The following is a 2,500-nucleotide window of genomic DNA, read 5'->3' as shown; positions in this document are numbered from 1 at the left end:
CATGGGGGCCGCGGGCGCGAACTTCATCGAGGCGCGGGGAACAGTCCCCACAACGACGCCGGATAGATTCGAGCAAGCCAACACAGCATCAAGCGTCAGGGTTGCAAAACTGGGGCGGACCATAGATACTTGAGATAGCGTACCGTCGCTCCGCCAAACATCGCTTTCCAGACAATGGCAAACGCGTATTCACGTGGCGGGCGCACATCATACACGCCCGATGATATAAAGAACTTCAGGTCAGGATCCCTTTCAGGGTCGCCGAGATATGGATGGTGCAGATGAACATGCGAGTAGCGATAAGCCCAGTGCCGCTGAAAAACAGGATATGCGGCGAAGACGATGCCGAGCACGTAGTTCCATCCGGTGCTCCTGGCAAGCGTCCGGTGCGCGGCATCATGCGCGATAGTTGTCAGTCCGCGTTGTTGAGCGCCGATTATGAGTACTGCAAGCGGGTAGAGCCACCACGAGATTCGTATCGTCGCATAAGCACACGCAAGAATGACAAGATAGTCCTTCACAATGTAAAGTGCGCCGGTCAAATTATCTGGCCTCAATTCGGACAGCTCTCGCATATGTCGCGCGAGAATCGCCAGGTGGTGAAACGTTTGCCTCGCAATTGCCAAGCGTCATAAATTTCCATGATCAAATTCCCTCCCAGAAAGATCGACGTCAGACAGCGTCAAGTCCGCGTTGAAGATCGGCGACGATATCATCAATGTTCTCAATGCCAACGCAAAGCCGAATCGAACCGTCGAAAATACCAGCGGCCTCGCGCTTTTCCTTGGGAACCGTTGTGTGCGTTGTCGAAACGGGATGCGTGACCAACGTTCGCGCGTCACCGACATTCGATACGTGGTACATTAGCTCGATGTTGGTTATGAATCTTCGCCCTGCCGCTTCATCGCCCAGTTCAAACATAATCATTGCGCCGTAGCCGACGCGAGCGTCAACTAACTCGTCGACAAGCTCACGTTCGTATCCTGACGACAGTGAGCGAGCGTCAACTAACTCGTCGACAAGCTCACGTTCGTATCCTGACGACAGTGATGGATATGAGACACGTGCGACCTTCGGATGGGCGTTAAGGAACTCCGCAACCGCGACGGCATTTTCGCAATGCCGCTGCATGCGCAGATGAAGGGTTTCGAGTCCTTGTATCAGCTGAAAGCTGGCGAGGGGACTGATCGCGGCGCCGGTGTCACGAAGCCAAGTCATCCGGGATTTAAGCAAATAGGGACTTGCGCCAAGATCGCCAAGTTTCAGAACAGCTTCTTTCCAGAGGATGTCGCCATGCGCTTCATCTCCGTCGTTGAACAACGGAAAGCGGCCCGCGTCGTCAAACGCGAAGCTTCCGTTATCGACAATCAGTCCGCCAAGTGTCGTTCCGTGGCCGCATAGATACTTTGTCGCGGAATACGTGGAGATATCCGCGCCCAGAGCTTTCGGACGGCAAATCAAAGGGGTTGTCGTGTTATCTACAATAACAGGAATCCCGCGCCGCTCACCGATTTCCACCAGCGCCGGAACAGGCAACGGGACAAGGCACGGATTGGAAAACGTCTCTCCAAACATAGCAATCGTCCTGTCGTCCAACATCCGCTCGAACGATGTTACGTCTCGTGGATCCGCAGATCGTGCCTCGATACCCAATCGTTTGAATGTATTGAAGAGCAGATTCCACGTATTGCCATATAGATACTTCGATGCGACAACGTTATCGCCTGGCCTTCCGCTGCACAGGTTAGCGATAGCGAGAAAGGTTGCGGACTGCCCTGAGGCTACCGCCAGGGCGTCGCTCGCACCCTCTACTGCAGCGAATCGCTTCTCGAGGATGCGCGTTGTAGGGTTGATGATCCTGCTATACGTGAACCCATCTTGTCGGACGTTGTAGATATCGGCAATTTTTCAAGATCGCCGTCAAGTTCATAGGCGGTAGATTGATAAATCGGTACAGACACCGCTTTGGTGACGGGGTCATGACGATAGCCAGCGTGTAGAAGTGACGTCTCGCGGTTCATTTCGGCGTTGGCATTGTTTCTTGACATGTCAAATGGCCTTTTTCCATAAGTCGGTTATACGGCGGCCCGGGTGGCTTCCGGATTCATCGAATGAAGCTGAAAAAAAGTCTTCAAATGCTATTCCCAGCAGGCGGATCCACATCGGATCAATACATCCCATGCACCCGATCCTGAAACTGCGTGTCGGAAGATGCAGTTTGGTATAGATGTAGAGGTTGTACTCCACGAGATGGGCGTACAGCGCATCGAGATCTTCTTGCGTACGAACGATATCGCGTGCCGTCAGCGCAAGGCATACCGGCGATCGATCCCGCGGGTCCAACAATGGAGAGGCGTATGGCCCAGTTGCGCGTGAGCTTCCCCTGAAATTTCGCCTTCCGGCAGGTCGGGTATAAACTCGACCGAAAGGAAGGAAAGAAGAAATGTTTAAGGTACCGCACCAGGTGTACACGGCGGAGTTCAAGGAAGCTGCAGTGCAA

At 53.7% G+C, this 2,500-nt stretch carries 2 protein-coding genes and 1 pseudogene; all 3 read right to left on the bottom strand.

The genetic code is table 11. The features are described from left to right. Positions 1-95: 95 nt before the first annotated feature. Positions 96-575: a fatty acid desaturase gene (locus VSR82_RS39675; RefSeq protein WP_498858889.1), complete on the bottom strand. Its 480-nt coding sequence runs from the start codon at positions 573-575 to the stop codon at positions 96-98. Between the two features lie 97 nt (positions 576-672). Further along, positions 673-1,836 (bottom strand): O-acetylhomoserine aminocarboxypropyltransferase/cysteine synthase family protein, encoded by a 1,164-nt coding sequence (locus VSR82_RS39670; RefSeq protein WP_498858890.1) that lies wholly within the window; start codon positions 1,834-1,836, stop codon positions 673-675. 213 nt (positions 1,837-2,049) lie between these two features. Then, positions 2,050-2,500: pseudogene (locus VSR82_RS39665) on the bottom strand (hypothetical protein); the annotation flags it as partial.

The sequence above is a fragment of the Burkholderia sp. JPY481 genome, assembly GCF_038900515.1.
Classification (GTDB): Bacteria; Pseudomonadota; Gammaproteobacteria; order Burkholderiales; family Burkholderiaceae; genus Paraburkholderia; species Paraburkholderia youngii.
This window is presented reverse-complemented; position numbering and strand designations above follow the sequence as displayed.

Coding starts and splice junctions, on each gene's coding strand:
- VSR82_RS39675 (WP_498858889.1), bottom strand. CDS start 575: ATGCGAGAGCTGTCCGAATTGAGGCCAGATAATTTGACCGGCGCACTT.